The sequence below is a fragment of the Caulobacter sp. GW821-FHT10C03 genome (assembly GCF_059415485.1).
The window spans coordinates 31,970-54,887 of sequence record NZ_JBWKNI010000010.1; the positions used below are offsets into that span (position 1 = coordinate 31,970).

General features: G+C 69.6%; 17 protein-coding genes and 1 tRNA gene. 11 read left to right on the forward strand and 7 right to left on the reverse strand.

Annotated elements, in window-relative coordinates; translation table 11 throughout:
* Positions 1–192: 192 nt before the first annotated feature.
* Positions 193–3,201 carry a TonB-dependent receptor domain-containing protein gene (locus AC07NG_RS14470; protein ID WP_494594737.1) on the reverse strand — a complete coding sequence of 1,003 codons (3,009 nt, stop codon included), beginning with the start codon at positions 3,199–3,201 and terminating at the stop codon, positions 193–195.
* A gap of 226 nt (positions 3,202–3,427) precedes the next feature.
* Here AC07NG_RS14470 and AC07NG_RS14475 point away from each other — a divergent pair, with 226 nt between their 5' ends.
* Together AC07NG_RS14475 and AC07NG_RS14480 are read left to right on the forward strand one after the other, a co-directional pair.
* Complete coding sequence (locus AC07NG_RS14475; RefSeq protein ID WP_058346819.1) at positions 3,428–3,634, forward strand: hypothetical protein; 207 nt, start codon at positions 3,428–3,430, stop codon at positions 3,632–3,634.
* A 143-nt stretch (positions 3,635–3,777) separates the two neighbouring features.
* Positions 3,778–5,031: a dicarboxylate/amino acid:cation symporter gene (locus AC07NG_RS14480; RefSeq protein ID WP_494594739.1), complete on the forward strand. Its 1,254-nt coding sequence runs from the start codon at positions 3,778–3,780 to the stop codon at positions 5,029–5,031.
* A 286-nt stretch (positions 5,032–5,317) separates the two neighbouring features.
* Here the strand turns inward: AC07NG_RS14480 and AC07NG_RS14485 are convergent, their stop codons facing one another.
* From AC07NG_RS14485 to murA, 5 genes are all read right to left on the reverse strand, one after another.
* A complete protein-coding gene (locus AC07NG_RS14485) occupies positions 5,318–6,505 on the reverse strand; it encodes a glycoside hydrolase family 5 protein (RefSeq protein WP_494594741.1) in 1,188 nt (395 codons plus the stop codon).
* A gap of 70 nt (positions 6,506–6,575) precedes the next feature.
* Entirely contained in the window at positions 6,576–8,501 is a 1,926-nt protein-coding gene (locus tag AC07NG_RS14490) for a M1 family metallopeptidase (protein ID WP_494594743.1), read from the reverse strand.
* Between the two features lie 56 nt (positions 8,502–8,557).
* Complete coding sequence (locus AC07NG_RS14495) at positions 8,558–9,676, reverse strand: hypothetical protein (protein WP_494594744.1); 1,119 nt, start codon at positions 9,674–9,676, stop codon at positions 8,558–8,560.
* Positions 9,677–9,939: 263 nt separating this feature from the next.
* Positions 9,940–10,377: a DUF2948 family protein gene (locus tag AC07NG_RS14500; RefSeq protein ID WP_494594745.1), complete on the reverse strand. Its 438-nt coding sequence runs from the start codon at positions 10,375–10,377 to the stop codon at positions 9,940–9,942.
* A gap of 2 nt (positions 10,378–10,379) precedes the next feature.
* Complete coding sequence (gene murA, locus AC07NG_RS14505; RefSeq protein WP_487292323.1) at positions 10,380–11,672, reverse strand: UDP-N-acetylglucosamine 1-carboxyvinyltransferase; 1,293 nt, start codon at positions 11,670–11,672, stop codon at positions 10,380–10,382.
* A gap of 341 nt (positions 11,673–12,013) precedes the next feature.
* Between murA and AC07NG_RS14510 the strand changes: the two genes are divergently transcribed.
* Positions 12,014–12,088 (forward strand) — tRNA-Thr (locus AC07NG_RS14510).
* Between the two features lie 205 nt (positions 12,089–12,293).
* Here AC07NG_RS14510 and AC07NG_RS14515 read toward each other — a convergent pair.
* A complete protein-coding gene (locus AC07NG_RS14515; protein WP_494594747.1) occupies positions 12,294–14,771 on the reverse strand; it encodes a TonB-dependent receptor in 2,478 nt (825 codons plus the stop codon).
* Positions 14,772–15,156: 385 nt separating this feature from the next.
* On the opposite strand from AC07NG_RS14515, the gene AC07NG_RS14520 reads away from it, so the two are divergent.
* From AC07NG_RS14520 to virB11, 8 genes are read left to right on the forward strand one after another with little or no spacing between them, the layout of a single operon-like run.
* Positions 15,157–15,783 carry a lytic transglycosylase domain-containing protein gene (locus tag AC07NG_RS14520; RefSeq protein WP_492853463.1) on the forward strand — a complete coding sequence of 209 codons (627 nt, stop codon included), beginning with the start codon at positions 15,157–15,159 and terminating at the stop codon, positions 15,781–15,783.
* 14 nt (positions 15,784–15,797) lie between these two features.
* On the forward strand, positions 15,798–16,115 hold the full coding sequence (locus AC07NG_RS14525; RefSeq protein WP_492853464.1) for a TrbC/VirB2 family protein: 318 nt from the start codon (positions 15,798–15,800) through the stop codon (positions 16,113–16,115).
* Positions 16,116–16,121: 6 nt separating this feature from the next.
* On the forward strand, positions 16,122–16,409 hold the full coding sequence (locus AC07NG_RS14530) for a VirB3 family type IV secretion system protein (RefSeq protein WP_110121867.1): 288 nt from the start codon (positions 16,122–16,124) through the stop codon (positions 16,407–16,409).
* Positions 16,406–18,769 (forward strand): VirB4 family type IV secretion/conjugal transfer ATPase, encoded by a 2,364-nt coding sequence (locus tag AC07NG_RS14535; protein WP_494594749.1) that lies wholly within the window; start codon positions 16,406–16,408, stop codon positions 18,767–18,769. Before AC07NG_RS14530 ends, AC07NG_RS14535 begins: the two co-directional genes overlap by 4 nt.
* Positions 18,766–19,974: a TrbL/VirB6 family protein gene (locus AC07NG_RS14540; RefSeq protein WP_494594751.1), complete on the forward strand. Its 1,209-nt coding sequence runs from the start codon at positions 18,766–18,768 to the stop codon at positions 19,972–19,974. Before AC07NG_RS14535 ends, AC07NG_RS14540 begins: the two co-directional genes overlap by 4 nt.
* A gap of 29 nt (positions 19,975–20,003) precedes the next feature.
* Positions 20,004–20,789 (forward strand): TrbG/VirB9 family P-type conjugative transfer protein, encoded by a 786-nt coding sequence (locus AC07NG_RS14545; RefSeq protein WP_494594753.1) that lies wholly within the window; start codon positions 20,004–20,006, stop codon positions 20,787–20,789.
* The gene (locus AC07NG_RS14550) at positions 20,786–21,904 is read left to right on the forward strand and encodes a TrbI/VirB10 family protein (RefSeq protein WP_494594754.1); all 1,119 of its coding nucleotides are present in this window, start codon (positions 20,786–20,788) and stop codon (positions 21,902–21,904) included. Before AC07NG_RS14545 ends, AC07NG_RS14550 begins: the two co-directional genes overlap by 4 nt.
* Positions 21,901–22,881: a P-type DNA transfer ATPase VirB11 gene (gene virB11 / locus AC07NG_RS14555; protein WP_494594756.1), complete on the forward strand. Its 981-nt coding sequence runs from the start codon at positions 21,901–21,903 to the stop codon at positions 22,879–22,881. Before AC07NG_RS14550 ends, virB11 begins: the two co-directional genes overlap by 4 nt.
* Positions 22,882–22,918 lie beyond the last annotated feature (37 nt).

Consider the following 22,918-nt stretch of genomic DNA (forward strand, 5'->3'; position numbering starts at 1 on the left):
CCACTGCTCGGCGCAGGTCGGCGCTACCCCCTCCGGCCCTCTGGGCCACCTCCCCCAGAGGGGGAGGATCAAGAACGCGAAAAGGGCGCCGGCCCGCCAAGACCGACGCCCCTCCTCGCCGCCGCCGGGGGGGATCGGCGGCGAAGGCCGGGCGCGTCAAAGGGGGCCGACGCGCCCGGTATTCTTGAAAAACTAGAACCGCTTGCGGACGCCCAGGTAGTAGGAGCGACCCAGCACGTCGTAGTTCTGGGCGTCGTAGTTGCCCTCGGTGTCGCCCACCTGCGGCGGGGCCTTGTCGAACAGGTTGTTGACCCCGAAGCGCAGGTCGGTGTCCCACGGCAGCTTGACGCGGCCGTTGAAGTCGAAGGCGTTGTAGGAGACGACGCCGCGCGAGGTGCTGGTCGGGGTGACCACCTTGGCGGAGTTGTCCATGGCGTCGATCCAGCGCCAGCGCAGGCCCACGCTCGCCGGACCCCAGGTGTAGGTGGTCGAGGTGACCGACTTCCACTTCGGGTGGGCCGTGCCCGCGGTGCTTTCGACGCCCGTGCCGATGGTGCCGACATAGTCGTAGACCGCGGCCCCCGGCAGGCTCTGGATCTTGAACTTGTCGGTGTAGCCCAGGGCCACGTTGACCGACAGCGAACCGGGGATCTTGTCCAGCAGGGTGTCGGCGAAGTCGAAGCTCCAGTCGACCTGCACGTCGACGCCGGTGGTCTGGAACTGGCCCAGGTTCAGCAGCGGCTGCACCGGGTTGGTCGGCACGCCGCTGGCCGAATTGCGGGTCAGCAGCGAGCAGTAGTAGTTGCTCGGGTCATAGGTCGGGTTGGCGCCGCCCGAGTTGAAGCAGAACTGGAAGGCGTTGACGATCGACAGGCTGCCGATCGCGTCCTTCACCTTGATGTCGTACCAGTCGATCGAGGCGGTGATCCGGCTGAGCAGCGGCCCTTCGAACGGCGAGCGCAGCACGGCGCCGAACGAGTAGGTGTCGGCCGTTTCTTCCTGCAGGTCGGGGTTGCCGCCGGTCAGGGCGAAGACCTGGGCGGTGCCCAGCTGGTAGCTGTCGATGATCGCCGTCGGCACGCCCTGCGCCAGGCAGAGGGTGCGGACCGCCGCGGCGTTGGCGCCGGTGCGGTAGGACGAGCGGACGTCGCAGGGGTCGCCGTTGGTGGTGGTCGACGAGGCCGTGCCGATGGCCACCGAACCCGTCGAGACCGGAGCGTACAATTCGCCGACGCTGGGGGCGCGGATGGCGCGGTTGTAGCCGCCGCGCAGGCGCACCGGCTCGATGATCTTCCAGTCGAAGTCGGCCTTGTAGGTCTGCACCCCGCCCACCGAGCTGTAGTCGGAATAGCGGTAGCCGAGGTCGAGGTTGAACTCCTGGATGAAGGGCAGATCCTTGACGATCGGGACCAGCAGCTCGCCGTAGACCTCGTAGGTGTCGACCGAGCCCGAGGCGTCGCGCAGCACGCTGTAGCCGAGGATGTCGCTGGTGCCGTCGGGCTGGTTCAGCTGGCTGTCGGGCTTGAAGGTGTATTCGTTCGAGCGGTAGTCGGTACCGGCGGCGAACTTCACCGCGCCGGCCGGCAGGTCGAACAGCGTACCCGAGACGTTCAGCTCGACCATGCGCTGCTCGAGGCTGTTCTGGTTCAGCGTGCGGCGCGACATGTAGCGCACGCACTCGCCCGACGGGGTCAGGTTGCCGAAGGGGTTCCAGCCGCCGGCGCAGTATTCCGTGCCGCCGGTCGGGCTGTTGAGCAGGCGCGAGATGGCGCTGGCGCTGGCCCCGCCGGTCTGCTCGTTGTCGAACTTGGCGCGGCTGAACGAGACGTAGCCGTCCCAGGTCCAGTCGCGGAAGCCGGTGTCGCCCGACAGGCCGTTGGTGAACTGGAAGACGTCGTAGCTGTACTTCTGGACGCGCGGACCCAGGATATCGAGGGCCTTGTAGAAGGTGAAGGCGGCGTTCGGGGTCGGGCGCGAGGCCAGGATGGCCTTGAAGTCGTTGGGGATGAACGGGTTCGTCACCGGCACGGTCAGGCCGTAGACGTTCGAGGCCAGGGTCGGGTTCGACACGCCCACCGAGGTGTAGTCGGTGAAGGTGAACTGCGAGAAGAACCGCAGATTGTCGGTCAGGTTATAGTCGACCTTGGCGAAGACGGCGTAGCGGTCGAGGTCCGACTGCATCGAGCTGCCGTTGTAGCCGAAGTTGACCTGCTGCGAGGTGCCCGAGGCGTTGGCGTTGACGATGTAGGCGTTGTCGGTCTGCGGGTCGCGGAAGTTCAGGACCGGCACGCCCGAGGTCGAGAACAGGGTCTGGTCGGTGTTGAAGCCGAGCTGGCCGGTGTAGCGGCCGGCGCTGTTGCCGGTCAGGGCCGCGGTGCCGTAGGTCCCCTGGAACAGGCTGTTGATCGAGGCCAGGGTCGGCAGGTTGGCGCCGAACAGCACCGTGCCCTGCGGGATGGTCGACAGGCCCGGCGCCGAGGTGCGGAAGATGTAGTAGTCGCGGGCGCTCTGCAGGGCCCGGTCGCGGTTGGTGTAGTCGAACGACAGCACCGCCCGGCCCTTGCCGTCGGCGAAGGACGAGCCGCCAGTCACCGAGAAGCGGAACGACTCCGCGTCGCCCTTTTCGGAAATGCCGTACTGGGCGTCGGCGGTCAGGCCCTCGAAGCTGCGCTTGAGCTTGAAGTTGACGACGCCGGCGGTGGCGTCCGAGCCGTAGGCGGTGGAGGCGCCGCCGGTGATGACCTCGACGTTCTCGATCAGGGCTTCGGGGATGATGTTGAGGTCGACCGAGCCGTCGGGGTTGGACGGCTGCAGGCGGCGGCCGTCGAGCAGGATCAGGGTGCGCTTGGCGCCCAGGCCGCGAAGGCTGGCGTAGGACTGGCCGCCGTTCAGGCCGGTGCTGGTCGAGCCGGTGTTGCCCTGGCCGAACGAGCCGGTGAACTGGGGCATCTGCGACAGGGCCTTTTCGACCGTCACCTGGCCGGTGGCCTCGATGGCCGCCGCACCGACCGTCTGGATCGGGCTGTTGGCCACATAGTCCTGACGGGCGATGCGCGAACCGGTGACGACCACGGCCTCGACGGCCTGGGGTTCTTCCGGCGCCGGCGCGGCCTCCTGGGCGTAGGCGCCGGCCGCGCCGATCATCAGGGCGCCATAGGCGCAACCGCCGGCCATCATCGCTCGCAAGGTGCTGGATCGCATCGCTTAGTCCCCTTCGTATTCGGTCACGCCCCTCGCGCTTCCGAACTTCAAGACGCAGCCTGTTGCGGAACCCACATCTTCCCGACGACATTTTGCCGTAAAGCCAAGTCACGGATTGGTAAGGAGAAAATATTTTGTCGCCGAACGTGAGGAAACGTCGTGCGACTGCGTCTTGATAGATGCGGGCCGCTTAAGTCGGCCTTCTGAACAGAGCTACGGGACCGTTATGCCGGACGTGATCCAGATCCCCGCCGAACACTTCGAGCGATTGAAGAGCCGCCTGCCCGCCATCACTCGCGAGCACCTCAACAACGTCTACGGGATCAGCGAGACCACCTGGACCAAGCTGCGCCGGGGCGAGCCGATCAAGCGGGTCACCTGGGAGCGCCTCCTGAGCCGCTACGAGCGCCTGCAAAAGGCCGCCGCTTCCTGACCACGGCGCCGCAGCGCCGCTAGTTCCTGACCGGGACCGGCCTTTTCCGGCCCCGCCGTCCGCCCTTTCCCCAAAATTCACGCACCTTGCGGACGCCTTAGCGACAGGCGGCTCGCCGGCCGCATGCGCAGAGGTTCCGCCCGATGAACAAACGCTTCGCCTATCTGATCATCGGCGCGATGGTGCTGGGGGTGCTCGTCGGCTGGGGGTGCAACCAGTTCCTCGACGCCGAGGGGGCCAAGTCGGCGGCTTCGGGTCTGAGCCTGATCACCGACATCTTCCTGCGCCTGATCAAGATGATCATCGCGCCCCTGGTGTTCACCACCCTGGTGGCCGGCATCGCCCACATGGAGGACGCCGCCGCGGTCGGCCGCATCGGCGCCAAGACCCTGGGCTGGTTCATCGGCGCCTCGGCCGTCTCCCTGCTGCTGGGCCTGCTGATGGTCCACCTGCTGCAGCCGGGCCATGGGCTGCATCTCGTGGAAGCCGCCGTCTCGTCCAAGCCGGCCGCCTCGACCGACGCCTTCACCCTGAAGGGCTTCATCACCCACCTGGTGCCGACCTCGATCTTCGACGCCATGGCCAAGAACGAGATCCTGCAGATCGTCGTCTTCTCGCTGTTCGTCGGCACCGCCGTCGCGGCCCTCGACGACAAGGCCCCGCAGGTGCTGCACCTGGTCGAGCAGTGCGCCCAGATCATGCTGAAGGTCACCGGCTTCGTCATGAAGCTGGCCCCGCTGGCGATCTTCGCGGCCCTGGCCTCGACCATCGCCACCCAGGGCCTGGCCATGCTGGGCACCTACGCCAAGTTCGTGCTGGGCTTCTACGCCACCATGGGCACGCTGTGGGTGCTGCTGTTCGCCGCCGCCTTCGTGGTGCTGGGCAAGCGCGCCATCCCGCTGTTCGGGGTGATCCGCGAGCCGGCCCTGCTGGCCTTCTCGACCGCCTCGTCGGAGGCCGCCTACCCCCGCATCCTCGACAGCCTGCCCAAGGTGGGCGTGCGCCGCCGCATCGTCTCGTTCGTCCTGCCGCTGGGCTATTCGTTCAATCTCGACGGCTCGATGCTCTACTGCACCTTCGCCACCATGTTCATCATGCAGGCCCACGGCGTGCACCTGACGATCCAGCAGCAGATCTTCATGCTGCTGCTGCTGATGGTGACCTCCAAGGGCATCGCCGGCGTGCCGCGCGCCTCGCTGGTGGTGATCATGGCCACCCTGACCTATTTCGGCCTGCCCGAGGCCTGGATCGCCCTGGTCCTGGGCGTCGACCACCTGCTCGACATGGGCCGCTCGGCCACCAACGTCGTCGGCAACTCGGTGGCCGCGGCCGTCGTGGCCAAGTGGGAGGGGGAACTGGAGGACATCCAGCCGGAGGCCGAGGTCGCGAAGGCCTGACTTCACTTCCGTAAAATCCCCGCGAAAGCGGGGACCCAGGCGTTTTCTGAAACGCGCCGCGCTCTACGATAAAAAACCTGGGCCCCCGCTTTCGCGGGGGTTTTACGGTTTGGGGGGTGGGGGTTGAGCGCCCCCAATGCTCCCAACCAAACCCGCCTCCCTCGCCCTCGTGGCGAGGGCCCATGCCGGCCGCTGCCCAGACCTCGCTCCAACGCGAAAGGTCTGAGCAGGCTGAACCATGGATCCTGGGCATAAGGCCCAGGAAGGCGAAGAGGGGCCTCGGGGCCTAGCGAACCGCCTTCCCCGTCAGCGCCTCGACCACCTTCGGATCGGCCCACTTGCCCCAGGTCGGATCCAGCAGCCCATAGGGCTCCACCGCCCCGGCCGTGCGGTTGTAGCCGCCCGACTGCGTGCCGTTCAGCGGCCACCAGGCGAAGTCGATGCCGGTGTCCCGCGCATATCCCGCCAGAGCCTGGACGAAGGTGATACGGTCGCTCTTGCACGGCTGGCCGTCGGGGCCGGGCTGGGTGCAGCCGCCCCACTCGCTCATATAGACCGGCGCGGTCCAGGGCTGGCCCGGGTCACGCACGAAGCCCCAGCGCTCGTGCGAGCGGCGGGCGAACAGGGCCGGATCGGCCAGTTCCTCGGGCTTGCGGTTCCAGGCGTAGTCGTGGGCGGCGTAGACCAGCTTCCCCGGAACCGACAGGGTCACCGGCTGATCGCGCACGCCGGTCAGGTGGTTCTGGTAGTCGATGCCGCCGACGATGATCAGCAGCCTCGGATTGACCGCCAGCACGGCCTCGGCTCCGCGCATCGAGGCCGCCCGCCAGTCGGTGCGCGGATCGCCGCCGCCCCACACCGGCTTGAGGCCCAGGGAGGGATCGGGCCGGATCTCGTTGCGCAGTTCGGCGGCGACCACGAACGGCCGGTTCGCATAGCGGGCCGTCACCGTCTTCCAGTCGGCCAGCCAGGCGCTTTCGGGATAGGCGGGCGTCCACCACAGGCCATCGCCATGGGCCTCGTCGCAGCACCAGTCGCCGCGGCTGCGATGGTTGTCGAGCACCACCATCAGCCCCTCGTGGCCGAAGGCGTCGACCACCGCGTCGAACACCTGAAGCGCCGTCTTGCCCTTCAGCTTCGGATTGGCGGCCAGGAAGCGGTCCTCGACGACCGGATTGCGCTCGACCAGCTCGTTCGACCACGGCAGGCGCACCGAGTTGAAGCCGCCGGCCTTGATCGTCCTGACGATCTTCTCGAGCGGCTGCTTGTCGAGCCCGCCGACCACGAACTCGGCCGACTCCGCGCCGAACCAGTTGACGCTGACCAGCCGCACCTTCGCGCCCTTGGCGTCGACGATGTCGGGACCCCGCGTGGAGAGCGGGTATTTGGGCGCGGCGAGCGCCGGGACAGCCAGCAATGCGCAGGCCAGGGCGGCCGCGAGGCCCCGAAGGAAAGTCGAGGGGAAAGCCGACAAGAAAACGCTCCGCCACCAGCAAGGGACGGAGCGCATTCATCCTACAAATACCTTTGGACGCAAGCGGCCCCTACTTCACCGTCTTGTCGACCGTCTCGCGGGTGACCGCGTGATAGAGCGGCCGGGACTCCGCATAGATGCGCTTGGCGATCGGCTGGCCCCATTCGCCCTGGCCCCACAGCGAGACGAACAGCGGGGCGACGAACTTGCGGCGGCCCTGGCCGGTCAGGAACTGCTCCAGCGACGGCACGGCCGGCGCGTAGCGGTTGGCGATGGCCAGCTGCAGCCAGGCGAAGCGGATCTCGCTGTTGCCCTGGGCCGACAGACCGAAGGCGGCGTCGACGGCGGCCAGTTGGGCGTTCGTCAGCTTGCGCGGCAACTGGCCGACGAAGCGGACGCGCTCGGAAGTGCCCCAGCCCTTCCAGGCCTCGACCGGCGCAACGCCGCCGTCCGCGAAAGCCTTGGCGGCGGCGTCAACCGGCTCGAAGGCCTTGGACTGCACGTGGACGGCGTTCTCGGGCAGGCCCGGCTGGTAGATCCAGCGCTGGACGTCGATCTTCTTTTCCAGCGCCGCATCGCCCTTGAACAGATTGGCCCGCAGGTCGGCGATGAAGCCCTCGGCGGTCTGCGGCTGGAAGGCGTGACGGTCGAAATAGCCGCGCAGATAGGCGTCCCAGCGCTCGCGGCCGACCTCCTTCTCGATGGTGCGCAGGAAGGCCGCGCCCTTTTCGTAGGGGATGTCGGTCATGCCGTCGTCGGGATCGCGGCCGGTCAGGTCGATGTGCAGACGGGTGTCGGGACCGGTCATGCCGCCAGCCTCCTCGATCGCCTCGTGCAGGTCGGTCCAGCCGAGATCGGCCAGCATGGCGGCCGTGTCCTTGCCGTAGAGGGCCTCCATGATCCGGTTCTCGAAATAGACCGTGAAGCCCTCGTTGAGCCAGAAGTCGGCCCAGGTGGCGTTGGTGACCAGATTGCCCGACCAGGAGTGGGCCAGCTCGTGCGCCACCAGGCTGACCAGCGAGCGGTCGCCGGCGATCACCGTCGGGGTGGCGAAGGTCAGGCGCGGGTTCTCCATGCCGCCGAACGGGAACGACGGCGGCAGCACCAAGAGGTCATAGCGGCCCCAGCGATAGGGGCCGTAGAGCTTCTCGGCGGCCTCGACCATCTTCTCGACGTCGGCGAACTCCCAGGCCGCGGCCTTCAGGGCCGAGGGCTCGGTATAGATCCCGGTGCGCGGACCCAGCGGCTGGAAGGCCAGGTCGCCGATGGCGATGGCGATCAGGTAGGGCGCGACCGGCTTGTCCATCCGGAAGCGATAGGCGCGGCCACCGGCGACGGGCTCGCCGTCGGGGGTCAGCATCTCGGCGCTCATCACCGCCTTCAGGCCCTCGGGCGCGACGATGCGGGCGGTCCAGGTCTGGCGGATGCCCGGGCTGTCCTGGGTGGGGATCCAGGTGCGGTTGAGGATCGCCTCGCCCTGGCTGAACAGGTACGGCTTGACCTTGCCGGCCGTCTGCGAGGGCGACAGCCATTGCAGGGCCGCGCCGTCGGGGGCGCTCTCATAGGCGATGACGATGCGCTTGGCGCCGGCCAGGGTGACGGTCAGCGGCGCGCCCAGATGCGGGTCGAAGGCGCCGAGGGTCCACTTCAGCGGCTTGCCCTGGGCGTTGGTGATCGACTTGATCTTCAGGCCCTTGGTGTCGAGCACGACCTCCTTGGCGCCGGGCGCGAGCTTGAGGTCGAGGGCGGCCTTGCCGACCATCTTCTTGCCCGCGAAGTCGGCCGTCAGGTCGAGATCGACGTGGGTGACGCGGGCGACCTGCGGCCTGGCGTAGGAGTGGATGTCCTTGGCGTCCGAGCGGGTGGACAGCGGGGCGATCATGGGGGCCCCCGTGGCTTTCGAGACCGGCGCCGCCGAAGCCAGGGCCGGGACGGCGACGCCGCCGAGGAGCGCGGCCGCGAGCAGGGCGCGCGAGGTGTTCGAGATCAGGGACATGAGACGATGAATCCGTGGAAGCGGAACTTTGCGCCTCTTATTCCAGATACCGGGGCCTACAGATAGTCGAGCAGGCTCATACCCGTCTTGAGCGTTCCATCCGCCCCGAACATCGAGGAAAGTTTGTCCGACAGGGTCTGCAGCGAGACCATCTTGTCGTAGAGGCCCGGGGTCCAGCCGACGGCCTCGCGCTCCTCGTCGCTCATCGAGACATATTGCGAGACGAGGTTGCGGCCGAACACCGAGGCGTCGCCCGACTGCTGGGCCGACTTCCAGTTCGAGGAGACGCCCTCGCGGTTGCGCGCGCGCACCTCGTCGGCGGCTTCCTTGACCTCGTGCTCGGAGAACTTGCCGCCCTTGTTCAACGCGATCGCCGACAGCGAGCGGTCGTCGAAGCGGGTGAAGTCGATGGTTCCGGCGTCGCCGTCGGTCGCCATGCCCTCGCCGGTCGCCAGCGAGTACTGGCGGTCCAGGGCGGTGCGGACGTCGGAGGCCACGTCGGCGATGTCGCGCGAGCGCGGATTGGAGACGACGCCGCCGTTTTCCTTGAGGTAGGCGGCGACCGGATCGTCGGCGATCCCCGTGGGCGCGGTTCCGGGCTTGGCGGTCGCCTGGCGCAGGCCCTCGACCAGGGCGGCCTTGGCGTTCTGCCAAGCCAGCGCGCCCTTCTCCTCGGTCCCGGCGGCCTCGTGGCGGGTCAGGGCGGCCTTGTAGAGGCCGGCATAGTCGCCGGTGACCCGGGCGTCGGCGGCGGGTGCGGCCAGGGCTTTGTCGAGGCCGGCCTTCAGTTGGAGGCTGGCGACCACCTGCTCCTCGATCGGGAAGCTTCCGCCCTGGTTCGAAGCGACGGCGTAGAGCGATCGGCGGTCGAGGCCGGAGACGTCGATGGTCGCCTTGCCGTCCTTCAGCGCGCTGGTGGCTTTGGCGGCCGAGAGCAGGCTGTCGAGACTCTTGCGGGCGTCGGAGACCACAGTGGCGACGCTACGGCCGTCGGAACTGGCGGCGGCCAGCGCGGCCTGCGCTTCCGCCGACAGGGTGACGCTGACGCTGGAGGCGCCGGTCTTGGCCGCTTCAGCCGCTTTTGCCTGGGCGGCGGTCGTGGTTCCCGTCTGACTGCTCGTCGCGCCCGCATAGGCGTAGGCGGCGGCGTAGCCCTGAGAGCCGATCCTGGTCATCACGCACTCGAAGTCGATTCAACTACGAGTTAACGTATCAGGTCGGATGCGATTTGAAATGTTTGGAAATCAGAAGCTTGATTGGTTAACGCCCCGCCTCATAACTCCCGTCATTCCCGCCCTTGTGGCGGGAACCCCTCTGTCAGCCGCAGGTGAGAGTGAGGCGGCGTGCTCAGCACGCCGCTTGCGCCGCCCATGCAAGCGGAACCAGGGGTTCCCGCCACAAGGGCGGGAATGACGGGAGAATAAGGGAGCTTGAGCCCCTACCCCTCGTGCCCGGGCTTCCGGGGCGTCGCCCAGGGCTCGGAGACGTCGGCCAGGGCGGCTTCCACGCAGTCGACGGAGACCCGCAGGTCGCCGCCGCCGGCGAAGGTCAGCAGGATCACGCCGCCCGGGGCTTCCTCGCCTGGCTCGAAGGCGACCGACAGCAGTTCGACCACCGCTTGCTTGGCGTCGCGGCGCAGGTTGCGGGCCTGGACGCCGGTGACGTCGCCCAGCTGCAGGGCCGAGCGCACGCGCTCGCCGCCCTTCTTCTTGCCGCCGGCTTCCCAGCGGAAGCGGTTGCAGGCCAGGGTCAGGGTGCGGGCGGCCGCGTCCCAGCGAATGTCGCCGATCTTGGCGACGGCGTCCTGCAAGGCGGCCGAGATCACCGGCAGGTCTTCAGGCTCGTGGGCCAGCAGGCGGAGGGGCGCGGCGCTCATGCTCAGAGCTCCGGCTCGCCGTCGCCCTTGATGCGGCGCACCTGGGCTCCGCAGGCGCCCAGCTTCTCTTCCAGGCGCTCGAAGCCCCGGTCGAGGTGGTAGATGCGCGACACCACGGTCTCGCCGCGAGCCACCAGGCCGGCGATCACCAGGCTGACGGAGGCGCGCAGGTCGGTGGCCATCACCTCGGCGCCTTCCAGCTGGGCGACGCCGCGCACGCGGGCCTCGCCGCCGTGCACCGAGATGTCGGCGCCCAGGCGCATCAGCTCGGGGGCGTGCATGAAGCGGTTCTCGAAGATGGTCTCGCGGATGCGGCTCTCGCCGTTCGCCGTGGTCATCAGGGCCATGAACTGGGCCTGGAGGTCGGTGGCGAAGCCGGGGAACGGCGCGGTCTCGAGATCGACGGCGTTGAGGCGCGAGCCGTTGCGCTTGACGATGACGCCGTCCTCGGTGCGCACGACGGTGGCGCCGGCCTCCTCGAGCTTGACCGACAGGCTCTCGATCAGTTCGGGACGGGCCTTGGTCAGGCGCACTTCACCGCCGGCCATGGCGGCGGCGACGGCGTAGGTGCCCATCTCGATGCGGTCGGGGATCACCGAGTGGGTCGCGCCGTTCAGGCGGGCGACGCCGGTGATGGTGATGGTGGGGGTGCCCGCGCCCTCGACCTTGGCGCCCATGGCGTTCAGGCATTCCTGCAGGTCGGCCAGTTCAGGCTCGCAGGCGGCGTTGCGGATCACCGTCACGCCGTCGGCCAGCACGGCCGCCAGCATGGCGTGCTCGGTGGCGCCCACCGAGACGATCGGGAAGACGATCTCGGCGCCCTTCAGGCCGCGCGGGGCCTGGGCGTAGACGTAGCCTTCGTGCAGGTCGATCTTGGCGCCCAGGGCCTCCAGCGCCTGGAGGTGCAGGTCCACCGGGCGCGCGCCGATGGTGCAGCCGCCGGGCAAGCTGACCTTGGCCTGGCCCGAGCGGGCGACCAGCGGGCCCAGCACGTTGAACGAGGCGCGCATCTGGCGCACCAGGTCATAGGGCGCGAAGCCGCTGGTGATCTCCGGCGCGTGCAGGATCGTCTGCTGGCCGTCGGGACCGTCGTCGCTTTCGGTGACGCTGACGCCGAGGCGCGTCAGCAGCTTGCCGAGGAATCGCGTGTCGGCCAGGCGCGGCATGTTGGTCAGCCGCAGCGGCTGATCCGTGAGCAGGCTGGCGGCCATCAGCTTGATGGCAGAGTTCTTGGCGCCGCTGACGGGGATGGTCCCGTTCAGCTGCGCGCCGCCGGTGATGGCGATGCGATCCAATGAAATTCCCTCGAACGCGCGGAAAAGCCGTCTTCCACGCGGGTCACATGTGAGGTCGCGGTTCTAACGCTTGCAAGGGGGCATGCAAGAGGCCGCGCCGATTCCTATTCCGAAGCCGATTCCGGCTTGGCCGACGCGCTGGCGGGCGCCTTGCGACGGCGGAGGTTGGTTCTCAGGGCCTGGGCCAGACGCGCCTCGCGTTCGGCTTTTTCCTTGTCCTGACTGGGGTTTGGCTTCGATGACTGACTCATGTGTCCACAGGTGAATTGCCCGCGACGTTCAGTCAACGCGATTTGGGCTTTGCAATCCCCGAAATCGTTGGCTATACGCCCCTCCTCGTCGCCGCCGTAGCTCAGTGGTAGAGCGCATCCTTGGTAAGGCTGAGGTCGGCAGTTCAATCCTGCCCGGCGGCACCACGGGGACCCAGACGGAAGTCTGGGTCCCCACCACACCCCTGAAATCGCAAAGCTTTCCCAACGCCAGACGGCGTGATCGTTCGCGCGCGCGAAGTCGCGTCCGGACGGCCGAAACCGTCCGCCGAAGCTGGAAGCGCGTCGTTTAGCCGGCCGGAATCGCCCGCCGGATCAGGAGCGGCCCGTCGGGCCGCCCCTCCCCTTCGGGTCAGAACACGATCTTGCGGAAGCCGATGCGGAACACCCGGCCCAGCGGATCGAGATAGTCGGGCTGGTAGGTCAGCGGCAGGGTCCCGTCGCTGCTGGTCACCTTGGTGCGGGCGTCGAACAGGTTGGTGACCTCGGCGGTCACCCGCGCGCCCCGCAGCCACGGATATTTCTGCACCCACTCGCGGCGCTGCGAGAGGTCGGCGAACAGGCGCAGGTTCACGGTCGCCAGGTCGCCGAACTTGTAGTCCGGCGTCAGGCCATTGCCCTTCGTGACCGTGCCGGACTCCCACTTGGCGTTGACGAAGCCGCCGACGCCGCGGCGCGAGGCCCCGACCTGCAGCTTGACCTCGTGCTCGGACTCGCCGCCGGAGCCGGAGATGGAATCCCCGTTCAGCAGGTCGAGCACCGACGAGCCGTCGCGGATCGTCACCTCGTCCTTCAGCCGCCAGGTGTGGGTCAGCGAGATGTTGATCAGGCCCTGGCCGGGCCGCATCATCACGGCCGGACGCCGTCCACCGCCCGGAGGGCCGCCAGGACCCCCGCCCGGAGGACCACCGCCCGGACCGCCCACGCCGGGCGGAGGACCGCCGCCCTCGCCCGGAGGCGGACCGCCCCCTTCTCCCGGCGGCGGGCCGCCATCGGGAGGACCGCCGTCCGGCGGGCCAAAGCCCTGGCGTGGCGGAAACTGCATCGGCTTGCCGAAGGCGCGCGAGAAGGTGAAGCCCCAGGCGGCCTCTTCCTTCACTTCGCGCGCCACGTTGATCGGCCGGGCGTCGATGCTCAGCAGGGTTTCGTCGGCGGATCGGGTGAAACGCTCGGGCAGGGCCTCCTCCAGGCCGGCGGTGACGCTGGAGAAGCTGCTGATCCCGTCCAGCACCTCGGTGCGGGTCCAGTTCAGGTTCATCTGCAGGGCGTGCCTAGAAGTCGGGGTCCAGTTGACGCCGAAGTGCAGGATGCGGCTTTCGGGCGCCTCCAGGTCGGCGTTGCCGCCGCTGGTCTGGGTGACCGACACCGTCTGGCCGGTGGCGTAGTCGAACACCGCCACGTTGGGCGTGGTCTGCGTCGGATCGTTCAGCTGCGACAGGGTCGGGGCCGTGGTCTTGGTGGTGTAGTCGCCGGTGAAGACCAGTTTCTCGACCGGCGTCCAGTTGAGGCCCGCGCCGAGCGTGCGCAAGGTCCCGAAGTCCGACACCTGCGCGGCGGCGAGATTGAGGTTGGCCGAGACCGCGCCGAGCCTTTTGCCCGCGCCCTCCCCCGCCGCGAGCAGCGGCAGGTCGAAGCTGGCCTGGACCGAGCCCTGGTCGCGCGACACCTCGCGGCTGGTGGAGACGCCTTCGACCAGGCTTTCGCTGTCGAGGCTGGAGTGATCGCCGCCAACCTTCAGCGACAGGCGCATGGCGCCGGCCGGCAGCCGCAGCAGCGAGCCGTTGGTCACCACCTCGCCCGTCACGCTCTGGGCCACCGAAGCGGCGCGGGTCGGATCCAGCACCGAGAGGTAGGAGTCGAGGTCGCCGGAAAGATCGACCGTCCCGGCGTCGATCGCCGCATCCAGCGCCGTCGTGTCCAGACCCCGGCCGGTGACCGAATTGGTCTCCACCCGCTGATAGGCTAGGCTGCCGGTCGTGGCCCAGGAGCCAACGAAGCCGTCGACCAGGGCGCCCAGATCGGCGGTCGTGGTCTTGGTGCGCTTCTGCAGCGTGTCGGGCCGATCGACATAGACGTCGTCGGCGACCTCCGGCAGGCCCAGGCGGCTGACCTGGTCCACCGACTTGAGGCCGCCGCTGAGGGTCAGGCCGACCTTGTCGGTCAGGTCGCGCTTGACCACGCCCGAAAGCTGGGCCTGGCGCAGGCGCGGCGCGAGCGTGCGGTTGGTGGTGACGCCGCCGCTTTCCGAGCGGTCGATGTCGCGCTCGTCTTCATACAGGGCCGACTGGTTCTTCAGATCGAGGCTCAGCGAGGTGCGGGCGCCGCCCTGGATGCGCAGGGCGTTGGTGCGCGAGCTGCCGACCGTGCGCCCGCCGCCCTGGGGCCGCTCGGCGTCGACCTGCTCGGACAGCGAGCGGAAGCGTTCGCGCAGGATGATGTTCACCACCCGCTGGTCGGCGCTGTAGCCATAGGCCAGGGCGGTCTGCTCGGGCAGGATCTGGAACTGCTCGATGGCCTCGGTCGGCAGGCCGCGCAGTTCCTGGAAGCCCGAGATGCGGCGACCGTTGATCAGGAACACCGGCGAGCCGCCGCGCGCGCTGGCGGTCTGGGCTTCGAGCAGCTCGATCAGCTCGTCGACCGTGGCCGCGCCGAAGGCCTGGATCTGCATCGGGTCGTAGGCGACCAGCGGCGTCTGGCCGCCCCGCGCCTCGCCGCGCTTGGCGGCCTCGACGACGACGCCGGAGACGTCGGTCGGCGTCGGGGCTGGAGCCGCGTCCGGGGCCGTCGACAGGGCGGCTGCGGCCAGAATGACAAACGGTGCGACGGCCATGGTCCCTCTTCGTCCAGGATGAGCGAAGCAGGGCTCCTAAGGCGTAAGTTGTGCAGCACCATCACTGGGCGGAAACAATCACGGCGATGCTTTAGATCGTCGTCCGGATCGTCGCCCGTCCGCCGTGGAGCCCCAGCGCGCGCCTGAAGTTCCGCCTGGCCGGCCGGTCAAGCTTAGCCATTACCGACAAGCATGCGGCAAGCTTCAGCATAAGTAAAATCGCGAAGTAATTAATGACAGTTAACGCACGATAACTTCGTACGTAGACTTCACGACACAGATAACTAGCCACCTTGTGCGCTGTCCTGCCGCATTACGCGAGTCGGGCGAGCCCTATACACATGCATTAAGCATATTGCTTAACCATAGCTATTCGGGGGCGTCGATGACGTTCGATCTCGCCCGCCAGGCCATGAGCTTGGCGGCCATCGCGACCTGCTGCCTGCTCGCCGCCCCGGCCGCCGCCCAGGTTCTGGAAATCGGCGACGAAGGCCAGGTCACGCGTTTCGACGGTCCGGCCGTCTTCAACGGCGAAACGGTCGAGGCGATCAAGGCGGCCGCGCCGCCGCCCGTCGCCGTCGTCGAGACCGTGGCCAGCGACGCCGTGCGGCGCGAGCTGCACGCCGCCGCCGCCGACTACGCCCTGGATCCCAAGCTGGTCGAGGCCGTCGCCTGGCGCGAAAGCCGCTTCCGTCCCGCCGCCCGCTCGCGCAAGGGCGCCATGGGCGTGATGCAGCTGATGCCGGCCACCGCCCGCGACCTCGGCGTCGATCCGTCGGACATGACCCAGAACATCAAGGGCGGCGCGATGTACCTGCGCCAGATGCTCAACCGCTTCGGCGGCGACGTGAAGCTGGCCCTGGCCGCCTACAACGCCGGCCCCGGCGCGGTGCTCAAGCACGGCGGCGTGCCCCCCTACGCCGAAACCCAGGCCTACGTCGCCTCGATCCTCGGCCGCATGGCCGTGATGGGTCCCGCCCTCGCCCTTCCCGCCCTCGGAGCTCCAAACTGATGCGCCCCCAATTCATGCGTAAGTTTTTGAACGCCCGCGCCGCCGCCCTGGCGACCGCTCTCGCCGCCGCCGCCAGCCAGGCCCATGCCCAGGTTTCGCAGGCCGACCCGCAAGGCTCGTCGGCCGTGCTGTCGGGCGTGCTGTGGCTGCAGGGCACGCTGATGGGCAACGTCGCCACCGCCGTGGCGGTGATGGCCGTGGCCGCCGTCGGCTTCATGATGCTGACGGGCCGGATGAACTGGCGCTACGGCGCGACCGTCATCCTGGGCTGCTTCATCCTGTTCGGCGCCACCACCATCGTCAGCGGCATCCGCTCGGCGGCGGGGGCCTAAGCCGGCATGGCCGCTCCCCTCGATCGCGACGTGGTGTTCGGGGCGCTCACCCGGCCCCAGATGTTCGCCGGCGTGACCTACAGCTACTTCGTCGTCAACGGCGTGGTCACGACCGAGCTGTTCCTGATCACCAAGTCGTTCTGGGCGTTGCTCGCCGCCCTGGTGGTCCACGCGATCGGCTATGCGGCCTGCCTGCGCGAACCGCGCATCTTCGACCTGTGGCTGGCCAAGGTCAGCCGCTGCCCCCGCGTTCCCAACTTCCGGGCCTGGCGATGCAACAGCTACCAACCGTGAATCCCAAGCCCAAAGCAGGCAAGGAAGCGTCGGCCGGCAAGCGCCTGCCCTACGCCCGCCACCTGGACGCGCGGACGATCGAGACCCGCGACGGGCTGTTGCTCCAGGTGATCCACCTGGCCGGCCTGCCGTTCGAGACGGCCGACAGCGAGACGCTGAACTACCGCAAGGCGGTGCGCGACGTGATGCTGCGCGGCCTGGCCAGCTCGCGCTTCGCCGTCTACCACCACATCATCCGCCGCGAGGCCAGGGTCGGCACGGAAGGCGAATTCTCCGACGCCTTCAGCACCCGGCTGGACGCCGAATGGAGCGAGCGCCTCGCCGGCCGCAAGCTCTATGTCAACGACCTGTTCCTGACGATCGTGCGCCGCCCGCTGCAAGGCCAGGGCGGACTGATCGACAAGGCCCTGCGCCTGGCCAAGGGCTCGGCGCAAAGCGCCGGCCAGAAGACCCAGGACCGCCGCGAACTCGACGCCGCCCGCGACAGCCTGGTCTCGGCCCTGGCGCCCTATGGCGCGCGGGTGCTGGGCCAATACGAGGGTTCGAACGGGACCTGCTCGGAGCCGCTGGAATTCCTGTCCTGCCTCTATAACGGCGAGATGCGCCCGGTGCTGGCGCCGAAAGGCGACGCGGGCGAGTACCTGCCCTATCGCCGCGTCAGCTTCGGCCACGAGACGCTGGAACTGTCGCGGGCCGGCGCCCTGGCGCGCGGCTTTTCCTCGATCGTCTCGGTCAAGGACTACCCCGCCCAGACCACGCCCGGCATGCTGGACGACCTGCTGCGCCTGCCCTGCGAGATGGTGGTGACGCAGAGCTTCGGCTTCGTCGACCGCCAGCCGACGCTGGACAAGATGAACCTCGCCCTGCGCCGCATGCGCGCGGCCGACGACGACGGCGTCAGCCTGAAAGCCGACCTGATCCGCGCCAAGGACGACGTGGTCAGCGGCCGCGCGGCCTTCGGCGAGCATCACCTGTCGGTGCTGGTGCGCGGCGAGAGCCTGGAGGGCCTGGACCAATCCACCGCCGAAGTGCTGTCGGCCTTCACCGAGATGGGCGCCATCGCCGTGCGCGAGGACGTCAATCTGGAGCCGGCCTTCTGGGCCCAGTTCCCGGGCAACTTCAAGGATATCGCTCGCCGGGCGATGATCTCGACCGCCAATTTCGCCGGCTTCGCCAGCGGCCACAACTTCCCGGTCGGCAAGGCCCTGGGCAACCACTGGGGTCCGGCGGTGACGCTGCTGGAGACCACCTCGGCCGGCCCGTACCACTTCAACTTCCACAAGGGCGACCTGGGCAACTTCACGATCATCGGCCCGTCGGGCTCGGGCAAGACCGTGGTGCTGAACTTCCTGCTGGCCCAGGCCCAGAAGTACAAGCCGCGCACCGTCTTCTTCGACAAGGACCGCGGGGCCGAGATCTTCCTGCGCGCCATCGGCGGCCGCTACGAGGTGCTGCGCCCGGGCCAGGCGACGGGCTTCAACCCTCTGGCCCTGGAAGACACGCCGGCCAACCGCCGCTTCGTCGCCGACTGGGTCGCGCGCCTCGTCAGCCAGCCCGGCGAGACCCTGACGCCGGACGACCTGGCCCGCATCAAGGACGCGGTCGACGCCAACTACGACCAGGCGCCCAAGCTGCGCCGCCTGCGGTTCTTCGCCGAGCTGTTCAAGGGCTCGCGCCGTCCGGACGCCGCCGATCTGGCCGCGCGCCTGGCGCCGTGGCACGGCGCGGGCGAGCACGCCTGGCTGTTCGATAACGCCCAGGACGGCCTGGACCTGTCGGCCGCCACCCTGGGCTTCGACATGACCCAGCTGCTGGACGACCCGGCCCTGCGCACCCCGGCCATGATGTACCTGTTCCACCGCGTGGAGCAGCGCCTGGACGGCCACCCGACCCTGATCGTCGTCGACGAGGGCTGGAAGGCGCTGGACGACGACGTCTTCGTCGCCCGGATCAAGGACTGGGAAAAGACCCTGCGCAAGCGCAACGGCCTAGTCGGCTTCGCCACCCAGAGCGCGCAAGACGCCCTGGAAAGCCGCATCGCCAGCGCCATCGTCGAGCAGGCCGCCACCCAGATCTTCATGGCCAACCCCAAGGCCCAGGCGAGGGACTACTGCGAGGGCTTCGGCCTGACCGAGCACGAGTTCGAGCTGGTCCGCAGCCTGCCCGACACCGCCCGCTGCTTCCTGATCAAGCACGGGACCGACAGCGTCGTGGCCCGCCTGAACCTGGCCGGCTCGCCCGAACTGCTGACGGTGCTGTCGGGCCGCGAGAGCACGGTGCGCCGGCTCGACGCCCTGCGCGAACATCTGGGCGACGCGCCCGAGGCCTGGATGGCCAAGCTGGTGAAGGACGCCGCATGACTCCCGTCGCTTGCCCCGCCGCCGACGCCCCGCTGGTGCAGGGCCTGATCGGCTCGGTCGACTGCCAGGTGCACGGCCTGGCCCAGGCCGGCTATGCCGCCCTGGCCTCGCCCGGCTCGCCGGTCTCGATGCTGCTGACGGTGCTGATGACCGTCTATGTCGGCTTCATGGGCTATCGCCTGGTGCTGGGCCGCGGCTCCCTGCGGATCGGCGACGCCACCATCGCCGTGGTCAAGATGGCCCTGGTCGTGGCCCTGGCCACCAACTGGGCGCTGCTGGAGACCCTGGCCTACGACGCCCTGTTCAGGGCGCCGGCCGAGTTGGGCGGCCTGCTGCTGGGCCAGCTCGGCGGCGAGGCCGGACGCACCGATCCCTATGTGCGCCTGCAATCGGCCTACGAGGTCCTGCAGCAGGCGTCGCAATATTTCGTCGCCCGCGCCGGGACGCACGACTCCGCGCTGCAGGGCGGGCCCGGCTTCGCCGCCTTCGCGGCCAATGTGGGCGGCCTCGTCATGCTGCTGACCAGCCTGGGCGCGGTGCTGGCCTGCAAGGTGGTGCTGTCGTTGCTGCTGGCCCTGGCCCCGCTGGTCGCCGGGCTGCTGCTGTTCGAAACCACCCGCGGCCTCGTCGAGGGTTGGCTGAAGGCGATGATCGCCCTGGCCCTGCTGCCGATGATCGCCACCGTCGGCCTGGCGCTGGAACTGGCGATGATGACCCCGTCGCTGAAGGCCCTGGGCGCGATGAAGACCGCCCAGCAGTTCGCCGAACTCGACATCACCCCGGCCGTGACCGTGCTGATGCTGAGCCTGGTGTTCGCCGTGGTGCTCGTCGCCGGGGCCATCGCGGTTTCGGTCATGGCCGCCGGCCTGCGCCTGCCGCGCGAACAGTCCCGCGACCAGGCGGCGCCTGCGTCGCTCGGCGCCGGCCAGACCGCCGCGCCGCTGGAGCCGCCCTCGCGCGCCGCCCACGTCGCCGCCGCGGCCACCGCCCTGGCCCGACGCGAGGAACAGGCGGCCGCCGCCTCCTCGGCCTCGAGCGCGACCATCGGACCGCGCCGCCTGACCGTGGTGTCCGACCGCTCTGCGCCCGCGCCGTCGGCCTCGCCCGCTTCGTCGACCGCCGGCGCCGCCGTCCCGCTCGGCGCCAGCTACCGCCGCCCCGCCTCTCCCCGCCTCGCCGCCTCCGGCGCCCGGAGAGACCAGTGACCCCGCTTTCCCGTTCCGGAGTTTCGCCCGTGAAGCGCCCGCTTCTCGCCCTGTCGATCGCCTGCGGCCTCGTCGCGCCCCTGGCCGCGCCGGCCCTGGCCCAGACGGCCGCCCCCACCGCAGGCACGACCGTCGCGCCCGCCGTCGTGCAGCCGCCGGCCGCCAAGCCGGTCGACCCGCGCATCCGCACCCTGACCTATGACGCGGACCAGGTGCACCGCCTGACCGGCTTCATGGGCTTCCAGACCATGCTGGAGTTCGGCCCCGACGAGCGCATCGAGAACGTCTCGATCGGCGACGCCCTGGGCTGGCAGATCACGCCCAACAAACGCGCCACCCTGCTGTTCCTCAAGCCGATCGACAACGCGCCGGCCACCAACATGACCGTGGTCACCGACCGTCGCCGCTATGTGTTCGAGTTGTCGGTGGGAGCGTCCGCCGCCGCCGGCTCCGACGCGGCCTATGTCGTGCGGTTCCGCTATCCGGCCCTGGCCCCCGAGGCGACGCCCGCCCAGCCGGCCGCGCCGGCGACCCGCAACACCGCCTACCGCGTCGAGGGCGCGAAGGCCCTGGCGCCCTCCCAGGTGTTCGACGACGGCCGCGCGACCTATCTCGCCTGGCCCCAGCAGGCCGACCTGCCGGCGATCTTCGTGATCGGCGCCGACGGCGTCGAGGGCCTGGCCAACGCCGTGGTCAAGGACGGCTACCTGGTCGTCGACCAGTTGGCGCCCCGCTTCGTCCTGCGCAGCGCCAAGGCCAGCGCCACCATCGTCAACAGCGGCTGGACCGCGCCGAGCGCGGGGAAGGCCCGATGACCCAGGACATCGATCCGCGCCAGACGCCCGAGGTCCAGGACGACCTCGCCCGGGCCGACGCCAACGCCCGCCCCGTGGTCGGCAGCAGCGGCGGCGTCTCGAACGTCGCCATCCTCGCCGGCTTCGGCGTGTTCGGGATCGCGGTGTTCGTCTGGCTGTCGAGCCATCGCGCCGACGCCCACCAGCGCCAGCCCGTCGCCCCGCCGCCGGCGGCCGCTCCCGCCGCCGCGCCCGCCGCGATGCAGGTCGCCCGGGTGGAGGCCCCGCCCGCGGCCGTGCCCGCCCCGCAGTTCACCGTCGACAACAGCGTCCCGGCCGGCGAGCCGACGATGATGCCCAACGAGTTCATCCCCCCGCCGCCGCCGCCCGCGATCGTCACGCCGGCCGGCGACGACAACGCGCGCCGCCGCGCACCGGCCCTGGTGGTCGATCTCGGCGGCGGCCCCGTCGCGGGCCCCGGCCGCCCGGCCGGCGACAAGCCCGAGGCCGGCCCCAGCGTCGAGGGCCTGGACGACTCCGCCCCCGTCAAGGCCTCGGCCATGCAGGACCTGGACGCCATCGTGCCGCAAGGCGCGGTGATCCCGGCGGTCATGGAGACGGCGATCAATTCCGACCTGCCGGGCCTGGCCCGCGCCATGGTCACCCGCGACGTCAAGAGCTTCGACGGCAAGGCCGTCCTGATCCCGCGCGGCAGCCGGGTGATCGGCCAATATAAGTCGGGCGTGGCCATGGGCGCCTCCCGCGTCTTCGTGATCTGGACCCGGGTGATCCGTCCCGACGGCGTGTCGATCCAGATCGGCTCGCCGGCCGCCGACCCGCTGGGTCGCGGCGGACTGGCCGGCAAGGTCGACCGCCACTTCTTCACCCGCTTCGGCGGCTCGATCCTGACCTCGGTGCTGAGCGCCGGCGTGGCCGCCGTCAGCAACACCCGCGCCAATTCGCAGATCTACATCGGCTCGGTGTCGGAGGCCGCCAACCTGGCCAACAGCGCCAAGACGACCCAGACCTCGCCCACCATCAAGACGCCGCAGGGCGCGCCGGTGACGATCTTCGTCGCCCGCGACCTCGACTTCTCGAGCGTGCGCGGGACCAGCGCCGGCGTCGCCGGCCGATGACCCACCAGGCGCCCATGGGGGTCTATCTGGAAGCCTACCTCGCGCCGCTGGCGCCGTGGCTGGCCGATCCGGAGGTGACCGACCTCTACGTCAACGGTCCCGGCGAGCTGTGGGTCGAGCGGCTGGGCGGCGCGGTCGCCAAGGTCGCGGCCCCCGAGCTGGACGAGACCAACCTCTGGCGCCTGGCGCGCCAGGTGGCCGCCCTGGTCCACCAGGGCGTCAGCCGCGAGCACCCCCTGCTGTCGGCCGTGCTGCCCGACGGCGCGCGGGTGCAGGTGGTGGCCCCGCCCGCGACGCGCGGCGGGATCGTCATGGCCATCCGCAAGCACGTGGTCTCGGACCTGTCGCTAGACGACTACGCCGCGGCCGGCGCCTTCGACCGCGCCACCGCGCCCCTGACCAGGCCCGACGCGGCCCTGCGCGCCCTGCTCGACGCGGGCGACGTGCGCGGCTTCCTGTCGGCCGCCGTGCGCGCGGGCAAGAACATCGTGGTCAGCGGCGGCACCTCGACCGGCAAGACAACCTTCCTCAACGCCCTGCTGAAGGAAGTGCCGCGCGACCAGCGCCTCGTCCTGATCGAGGACGCGCCCGAGATCCGCCTCGTCCACACCAACGCCGTCGGCCTGGTGGCCGCCAAGGGCGACCAGGGCCAGGCCCGGGTCGGGACCGAGGACCTGCTGCAAGCCTCGCTGCGCCTGCGGCCCGACCGCATCATCCTGGGCGAGCTGCGCGGCGCGGAGGCCTTCAGCTTCCTGCGCGCCGTCTCCAGCGGCCACCCCGGCTCGATGACCACGGTCCACGCCGACGACCCGCGCGGGGCCATCGAACAGCTGGCGCTGATGGCCCTCCAGGCCGGCGCCAACCTGCGACGCCAGGACGTGGTCGACCACGTCGAACGCGTCGTCGACGTCTTCGTCCAGCTCCATCGCCAGGACGGCGTCCGCGCCGTCCGGGAGATCGTCTTCATCGACCGATAGCGGCCGCTTCCACTCAACCTCTTTCCAGTTTCAACGC

Bases quoted from the DNA above. Each gene is read 5' to 3' on its own strand.
- AC07NG_RS14470 (WP_494594737.1), bottom strand. From the start codon at position 3,201: ATGCGATCCAGCACCTTGCGAGCGATGATGGCCGGCGGTTGCGCCTAT.
- AC07NG_RS14495 (WP_494594744.1), bottom strand. From the start codon at position 9,676: ATGACCAGGATCGGCTCTCAGGGCTACGCCGCCGCCTACGCCTATGCG.
- virB11 (WP_494594756.1), top strand. From the start codon at position 21,901: ATGACCCACCAGGCGCCCATGGGGGTCTATCTGGAAGCCTACCTCGCG.
- AC07NG_RS14530 (WP_110121867.1), top strand. From the start codon at position 16,122: ATGGCCGCTCCCCTCGATCGCGACGTGGTGTTCGGGGCGCTCACCCGG.
- AC07NG_RS14540 (WP_494594751.1), top strand. From the start codon at position 18,766: ATGACTCCCGTCGCTTGCCCCGCCGCCGACGCCCCGCTGGTGCAGGGC.
- AC07NG_RS14515 (WP_494594747.1), bottom strand. From the start codon at position 14,771: ATGGCCGTCGCACCGTTTGTCATTCTGGCCGCAGCCGCCCTGTCGACG.
- AC07NG_RS14550 (WP_494594754.1), top strand. From the start codon at position 20,786: ATGACCCAGGACATCGATCCGCGCCAGACGCCCGAGGTCCAGGACGAC.
- AC07NG_RS14475 (WP_058346819.1), top strand. From the start codon at position 3,428: ATGCCGGACGTGATCCAGATCCCCGCCGAACACTTCGAGCGATTGAAG.
- AC07NG_RS14500 (WP_494594745.1), bottom strand. From the start codon at position 10,377: ATGAGCGCCGCGCCCCTCCGCCTGCTGGCCCACGAGCCTGAAGACCTG.
- AC07NG_RS14480 (WP_494594739.1), top strand. From the start codon at position 3,778: ATGAACAAACGCTTCGCCTATCTGATCATCGGCGCGATGGTGCTGGGG.
- AC07NG_RS14490 (WP_494594743.1), bottom strand. From the start codon at position 8,501: ATGTCCCTGATCTCGAACACCTCGCGCGCCCTGCTCGCGGCCGCGCTC.
- AC07NG_RS14525 (WP_492853464.1), top strand. From the start codon at position 15,798: ATGCGTAAGTTTTTGAACGCCCGCGCCGCCGCCCTGGCGACCGCTCTC.
- AC07NG_RS14520 (WP_492853463.1), top strand. From the start codon at position 15,157: ATGACGTTCGATCTCGCCCGCCAGGCCATGAGCTTGGCGGCCATCGCG.